5 protein-coding genes are annotated in these 6927 nt (G+C 67.1%); 1 reads left to right on the plus strand and 4 read right to left on the minus strand.

What is annotated here, in order from left to right:
- Positions 1 to 357: 357 nt before the first annotated feature.
- The 4 genes from ACK5F2_RS11425 to epsA form a co-directional block, all read right to left on the minus strand.
- Positions 358 to 1482 carry a PEP-CTERM sorting domain-containing protein gene (locus ACK5F2_RS11425; protein ID WP_409864733.1) on the minus strand — a complete coding sequence of 375 codons (1125 nt, stop codon included), beginning with the start codon at positions 1480 to 1482 and terminating at the stop codon, positions 358 to 360.
- A gap of 171 nt (positions 1483 to 1653) precedes the next feature.
- Positions 1654 to 3201, minus strand: a complete 1548-nt coding sequence (locus ACK5F2_RS11430) for a hypothetical protein (protein WP_409864734.1) — start codon at positions 3199 to 3201, stop codon at positions 1654 to 1656.
- A 101-nt stretch (positions 3202 to 3302) separates the two neighbouring features.
- Positions 3303 to 4130 carry a PEP-CTERM sorting domain-containing protein gene (locus ACK5F2_RS11435; RefSeq protein WP_409864736.1) on the minus strand — a complete coding sequence of 276 codons (828 nt, stop codon included), beginning with the start codon at positions 4128 to 4130 and terminating at the stop codon, positions 3303 to 3305.
- A gap of 367 nt (positions 4131 to 4497) precedes the next feature.
- The gene (gene epsA / locus ACK5F2_RS11440) at positions 4498 to 5385 is read right to left on the minus strand and encodes an XrtB/PEP-CTERM-associated transcriptional regulator EpsA (protein ID WP_409864737.1); all 888 of its coding nucleotides are present in this window, start codon (positions 5383 to 5385) and stop codon (positions 4498 to 4500) included.
- A gap of 225 nt (positions 5386 to 5610) precedes the next feature.
- Between epsA and ACK5F2_RS11445 the strand changes: the two genes are divergently transcribed.
- On the plus strand, positions 5611 to 6927 hold a 1317-nt coding region (locus ACK5F2_RS11445), incomplete at its 3' end, for a S8 family serine peptidase (RefSeq protein ID WP_409864738.1).

Here is a 6927-nt window from a genome sequence, read left to right on the forward strand (position 1 = left end):
GCGCGGATCGGCCGCCGGCGCGGCAGCAGCGGTCGCTGCGGCCGCTGTCGCTGCGGCTGGCTGGCTCTGGGCCGTCGCCAGCCCGGCGGCCGACAGCCCCAGGGCGGCGCACAGCGCGACCTGCAAGACGGTAGGAGAAGAAAACCTCGCGCGCGGCGAGGTTGCGTCAGTGCTCATGGCGGTCAGTGTGGTCAAGCGCGGTGACGCGCCGATGGAGGGGGTGTGGCCCTTTAGGACTACGGGACTCAGGCCCCGGCGCGAGCGCCCGGGCACAGGCCAGCCCTGCCCCGCCGATCGGGGGACAGGTCTTGCGCAGGGAAAGGCATCAGGGCCACCAGAAGGCGGCCCGGCTGGGCTTCAGCCGCCCGCCGCCTGCTGGCGGCGACGCCAGGCCAGCAGACCGGCCAGGCCCAGGCCCATCAGGCCCCAGCTGGCGGGCTCCGGCACGGCGCTCACCGGGCTCAGGCCCGCCGCCACGCTGTTGGTGCCGCCCAGGCCGGGCAGGTCGGGCAGGCCGCCATCCGGCAGCACCAGAGAACTCTGGCGGTAGCCCTGGTACTCGCCGGCCAGCGAACCCTGCTGCAGCAGCAGGGGCAGGAAGCGATCGGCGGCCAGATAGTCGGTCAGGCTCATGCGCAGCATGCCCGCCGCCGTCGTGGCCTTCACACCGGCCTTCTCCAGGGTGTAGCTCAACAAGAACTTGCCGGCATAGGGCGAGCTGGCGTCCTTGGCGGGGTCCACATAGGTGAAGCCCCAGTAGCCGTCGGCGCCGAGGTTGTCGAACTCGTCGACGGTCACCTTGCCGAGCTGGCTGGTCCCCGATCGTGTGACGTAGTAGAACCAGGAGGACTCGTCCAGCCTATTGCCCACGGTGAAGCCCGCCCTCTGGGTAGTCTGTCCGTTGAGGCTCTCATCGAGCGAGGTCCCGCTGGCCTGCTTGCCAAAGTAAGCCCGCTTGTTGGCGTCCAGGGATGTGGCCACATGGCTGCCATTGCTCGCGTAGTCATTCAGAGGCACGGTATGTGTGCCACTTTCATTCGCCGACTTGATGAAGGTTTCGAAAACGGCGTCGCCAATGGCGTTGGTGAAGTCCTGGTTCGTCCAGTCGCGCAGCTTGGCCTCGGTACCTTGGGTCAGGGTCGTGAACAGACGCCTTTGCCCCGCCAAGGTGCCGCCGTTGTTATCGGCCGCCAACACCACCCAGCGTAGCTTTTCCCGGCTGCTCATGCTCAGGAAATTGTCCCAGTTCGCATCGTCCACCGGCTTGAACCACTGCATGCCGGCATCCTGCTGGGCATTGATCCAGAAGCTGTCCACATCCAGGCCCAGGTCCAGGGTGTAGGAGACCTTGGCATCCGGATCAAAGACCGAGAAAAACAACTCGGGGTTGTTCAGCACCGGACGGCCATTGGCGTATTTCGCCCCAGTTACCGCGCCCGGCTGCGAGCCGCCGCCACTACCAATGGCCGCGTGAGCATTCACAGCACATATCAAGAGCGCGAGTGCGGGTAAGGCGATGTACTTCATTTCCGAAGGTTCTCTCATGCGATGCCGCCGCCGCAGGCGGACAGCACCAAGTCAATCGGGTGCCGGAGCCCTTGCAGGCCCCGGCCCCCTCCGGGCCGCCACGAGGTGCTGCCCTGGCTCAGCCCATCACTTGACGGCGGTCACCGGCTGGCAGCTGTTGCCGGCACGGGTCACGCGGGAGCCAAAGGTGAGCTCATTGACCGAGCCCACGCCGAACTCACCGGCGTAGGATTCCGGCAAGGCGGCCACGCCGTTCTGGTTGGCGCTGCTCAGGCGAGCCAGGGAGTCGGGCTTGGCCATACGCTCGGCCAGCTTGGGGATGAAGGTCTGCTGTGCAGCGCTCAGACCAGAGACATAGTCCGTCTTCCACTGCACGGTGGACTCGAAGAAGTAGTCATAGCGGCCGGACTTGGCGGCATCGCGCGAGGGGAAGGTGCCTTCCAGGCGCACATGCTTCCAGTTGGCGCCGCTAGCGGGCACGTTCTCGCGGGACACATGGCCGATGGCGTAACCCTTGGCCTTCTCGGCGGCGTTCAGGCAGTTGGTCACGTCACCAGTACCGGGGCCTTCGAAGACGAAGGTGCTGCCGCTGGGCATGGGGCCGTTGCCGGCACCACCGCCCATATTGTCAACCAGATAGGTGGCCAGGGACTTGCCGCTGACGGTCTTGCCGGTGAAGGCCGAAATGTACTCCGGCGCGGCCGAGGATGAGGAGTCCACCGTCGCGGGACTGACCCCGTAAGCATTGCAAGGAAGCCCCATCAGATGAGCATTGGCGGCGGCTTGGGTGCCGGAGCCGGCCACGCGGCGGCAGATATTGACCTGGGTGTCCAGCTTGGCGGCATTGGCGCTCAGCAGGCGCCAGTTGGCCTCGGTGCCAGCGAAGAGGCTGCGAGCCTCGGCATAGCCGATGCTGGGAACGCAGGGCTCGTCGGTCGACGAGGTGGAGCAGGCCACACCAGCAAAGTCCTTGCGCGCGGCCAGACCCTGCTTGGCGAACATATCGTTGTACAGGGCGGTGTTGACGGCAATGCCAAACACGGTCTGCACCACGGGCTTGATGGTCAACTCACCTTGTTGGCCAGCGGAGAGACCAGACGAAGGATAAGCATCGTCATCCAGATCCACCGGGTCGGCAGGCACATTGATGCCCGTGAACAGGCCCGGCTCCACATCCGAGACGCCGACCATGGGGCGCACATTGCGGGTGAGCGAGCAAGAGGTGTAGACACGGTCAGCCGTGGTCTGGGCGCACTTGCTGAGATCGGCCACATCCACGAAGGGGCGGGCATCGCCGAAATAGACCGGGAACACGCCTTGGGCGGAGCCGCCAGCATCGCTCTTGAAGAAGGCGACGGGGGTGTCGCCGGGCAGGCCCACCAGGGCGCCGCCAGCGGCGGTGACGCGGCAAGTGATGGCCCAGAGGTTGCCGTTGAAGCTGAAGCCGGTGCCGGCTTCAGCCACGTTGTAGAGCGTGGTGCTGCTGTTGGTGGCCGAACCGCCGCACACATCGTTCAGCACCAGACCGGCCACGGCAGCGCGCAGGGCGGAAGCGCCGGACATGTAAATCTGCACGGTGCCAGCGTCATAAGGGTTCACCGCGGGGGCGGCAAAAGCGGCCGGTGCGGAAGCAATGGCCGCAGCGGCCAAGGCAATAGCGCGAATCTTCATCATGATGGAGTCATCCATAAAGTCTGGGGAGAGCCCGCCCCGCAGGGCACAAAAGCCAGAGGGGCGGGCGGGAAGCTCTTGAAAGGCCTGAATCGAGCGTTCGCTCAGCGACGGTCGTTGGTGCGGCGGCGCACCACCAGACCCAGAGCCAGCAGGCCGCCCAGCAGCATGGCGTAGGTGCTGGGCTCGGGCACGGCGGCGGCCATCAGCACGGTATTGCCACCCTGGTTGCTGAAGGTGAAGGTGGAAGCCACGCCGCCCACGCTCTCAAAACGGTCCACCAGCACCTTGTTCAGCTGGTTGGTGCCCGAGCGGGTCAGGTAGAAGAACTCCGAGGACTGACCCACGGCATTGGCGTTGGAGAAGGTGGCGAGGTTGTTGTAGAACTCGCCGCTGCCAGGGAAACCGAAGTAGGCATTGCCAGCATCGGTGTCGAAATTGACACTGGAACCGTTGGCTTGCGACTTGTGGGTGCCCGACTCATTCACCGGCCCAAAAAAGGAACCCAGCTGCCCTGCGCTGATCGCGTTCTGGAATTGTTGGTTGGTCCAGTTGGGGATGGCGGCCAGGTTCTTGGGCGTGTTCAGCGCGGTGGTGAAGAGGCGCTTCTGACCCACGGCGCCACCGCCGATGTCATCCCAGCCCAGCACGGTCCACTTCAGGTTGCTGACATTGGCCGCACTCAGGAAGGTGTCCCAGTTGGCATCGCCGGACACGGTCCAGCTCAGCGAGGCCGGCTTGTTGTGGCCGTCGAACTGGGTCTTGAAGGCATCGGCGAAGGTGCCCAGGTCCTTGGTGAAAGAGACCTTGTTGACGTCGTCAAACACCACCAGGGCCAGCTCGGGGGCGTTGCCCACCTCAATCTTGGCCATTGCCGGCACGGCGGCGACCAGGGCCGCGGCGGCGGCGATCAGCTTCATCGTCTTGTTCATGAACAGTTTCTCCACAAATGGTTAGAACTCGAGAGGACAGTGCCGCCGCGAACGCCGGGGCCGGTGAAACACCAACACGGCAGGACTCGGGGCGCCGCCTAAGGAGCAACCACTGGCGGTATCTGGTCGGACTCCCCGGGCCTGTGCGGGCTGGGGGAGGCGCTTGCCAGATATCGCGGCGGCCGCCGTCGGGCGGTGGACGCTCCCGCCAAGGGAGGCGTCCCGGGGGGACAAAGAACTCAGGGACAACGCAGGGGGGCTTGGCGCCCCTCCTGCTCCACGACCGCCATCTTGAACAGGCTGTGTGAAGAATTTCACGGGCGCCACCCATGAGCCCAAAGGCTCATGAGCGCCATTCAGCCCATGCTCAGGACAAGCCGCCCTCGCCCGACATGGGGCCCAGCAGCTGCATGCTCATGGCCTTGGCCACAGCCTGGGCGCGATTGGCTGCATGCAGCTTGCGCAGGATCTTGCGCACATGGTTCTTGACGGTGAGCGCGCTGATGCCCAGCACCTCACCAATCTCCTGGTTGCTCATGCCCTCGCGCAGCCAACTCAGGATCTGGCGCTCGCGCTCGGTGATGCCGGAAGGGTCCACGCTGCGCGGCGAAGGCGCGCGGGCGGGCTCGCCAAACTCGCGCTCAACCGTCTGCACGCGCAGCCAGGTGGCATGCAGATGCGGCAGCAGCAGCTCCAGCATCTGGCGCTGCCCGGGGTCGCTGGCGCGGCCGGTGCTGCTGAGGATGAAAAAACTCTCCAGCTCGCTGGGCCGCTGGGGCCGCGACACGCCGTGTACCAGCAAGTCCTGGTAGCCGCCCTGCGCCAGCGCCTCACGCAGGGGCTGCAGGGCCGCGCCCTCCAGTGCCTCGACGGCGAGCTGGGCGGGCTTGCCGCGCTGCTCTATCCACTGCCCCTGCAGCAGCTGCATCAGCGGGCCACGCCCGTCCACCAGCGCCTCCATCAGCACGGGCGGCAGCACCAGGCTGTTGAAGACCTCGTAGCGCAGCTCGCGGTGCTGGCGGCTGTAGGCGCCGCAAACGATGAGGTGGTGCGGCAGCAGCACCTGCAGATTGCTCTGGCTCCAGACGAAAAACTGGTAGCGCCGACGCACCTCCAGGGCCGTCTGCGCCGCCCGGACGATGGCCTCCATCTGGCTGCCTCCCTGCAGCGAGACGGCGGTGGCCAGGGCCCCGGCATGCGCCTGCATCGCGGCAGGCTCGGCCTGCGCCGGGGTCTCGGTCGAGATGGATTGCATCGCTATTCCCTCTGCTTGTGTGTGGGTCACGCCGCGTCGGCGCTCACGGCTATTGCTTTCGCGGCGCAGCATAGGCAGGGCGAATGACCGATCGTTGAAGACTTGACTTCACCATGAGCCGTTCGGGCCATGTGAGCTTCGCCAGCAGAGGTTTCCGGGCCACAGCGCCCGGTCGGATGCGCCGCTTGTCACGCGGCATTCATCCCTTCGGGCTACGGTGACCGCATGTTGACCTTCTTCCCGACCTCGCGTGAGGCGCTGCGGCGCCGCAGCGCCCTGCTTCTGGCTGGCGCCCTGCTGGCCTGCATGTCCCACAGCAGCCAGGCCCGCAGCCCCAATGACACGCTCTACGCCAGCCAGCAGTGGTGGCTGGGCAGTGCCCAGAGCAGCGGCAATGCCGGCCTGGCGGACTTTCCGCGTGCCTGGGACCTGAGCACCGGCGCCCCGGTCTCGGGCGCCGCCCCCGTGATTGCGGTGCTGGACTCGGGCGTGCGCGATCACCCCGAGATCCGGCCCAACCTGCTGCTGCCGGGCTACAACTTCATCAGCAAGCCCGAGTACGCCGGCAATGGCGTGGGCCGCAACAACGACCCCACGGATCTGGGCGATGCGCTCACGCGGGCCGAACGCGACGCCAATCCGGCGCTGTGGGATGGCTGCGCCGTTCAGGAAAGCAACACCTGGCACGGCAGCCTGATCGCGGGACAGCTGGGCGCGGCGAGCAACAACGGTCTGGGCGTCGCCGGCATCAACTGGCAGGCGCGCATCCTGCCCGTGCGCGTGGCCGGCAAATGCGGCGCCGCGGCCGGCGATATGGTGGACGCCATGCGCTGGGCCGCCGGCCTGCCGGTGGCGGGCGCCCCGCTGAACACCCATCCCGCGCGCATCCTGGTGATCGGCGTGGCGGGCGTGGCCTCCTGCAATCCCAGCGATCCCGACGCCAATGTGGCGGCGGCGGCACGCGCCTATATCACCGCCATCGACGAGCTGCGCGCACGCGGCGTGCTCATTGTGGCCGCAGCCGGCAACACCCGCAGTGCCGTGGGCCGGCCGGCCAACTGCCCCGGGGTGCTGGCCGTTACGGCCCTGAACCGCCAAGGTTTCAAGGCGAGCTATGCGAGCTTCGGCCCGCAAGTCGCGCTGGCCGCACCGGGTGGCGATGCGGCCGCGGGCCGGACCTGCGATCCGGAGCTGGCAGACGGGGGCATCGTCTCCACCAGCTTCCGCGCCGATGGCAGCGGGGTGGAATACGCCGCCGCCAGCGGCAGCAGCTTTGCCGCCCCCCAGGTGGCGGGCGCGGCCTCGCTGATGTGGGCGCTGAATCCGGGGCTGAGCCTGGCCCAGATCGAGAGCGGCCTGCGCCGCACGGCCAGGCCGCATATCAGCGCGCCCGCCCTAGGGCAATGCGGCGTGAACGGCAATAACGCGCGCTGCAGCTGCAGCGCCGAGAGCTGCGGCGCCGGCGTGCTGGACGCCTTCGAGGCCTTGCGCTATGCCCAGACACCGGCCAGCTACAGCAGCCCCAGCCGCGAAGTCCTGAGC

Origin of the sequence: Roseateles sp. (assembly GCF_046300915.1) — a bacterium.
GTDB lineage: Bacteria > Pseudomonadota > Gammaproteobacteria > Burkholderiales > Burkholderiaceae_C > Kinneretia.

What these genes read in the sequence shown, in the direction of transcription:
- epsA (WP_409864737.1), bottom strand. Translation starts at nt 5,385, where the DNA reads ATGCAATCCATCTCGACCGAGACCCCGGCGCAGGCCGAGCCTGCCGCG.
- ACK5F2_RS11435 (WP_409864736.1), bottom strand. Translation starts at nt 4,130, where the DNA reads ATGAACAAGACGATGAAGCTGATCGCCGCCGCCGCGGCCCTGGTCGCC.
- ACK5F2_RS11430 (WP_409864734.1), bottom strand. Translation starts at nt 3,201, where the DNA reads ATGATGAAGATTCGCGCTATTGCCTTGGCCGCTGCGGCCATTGCTTCC.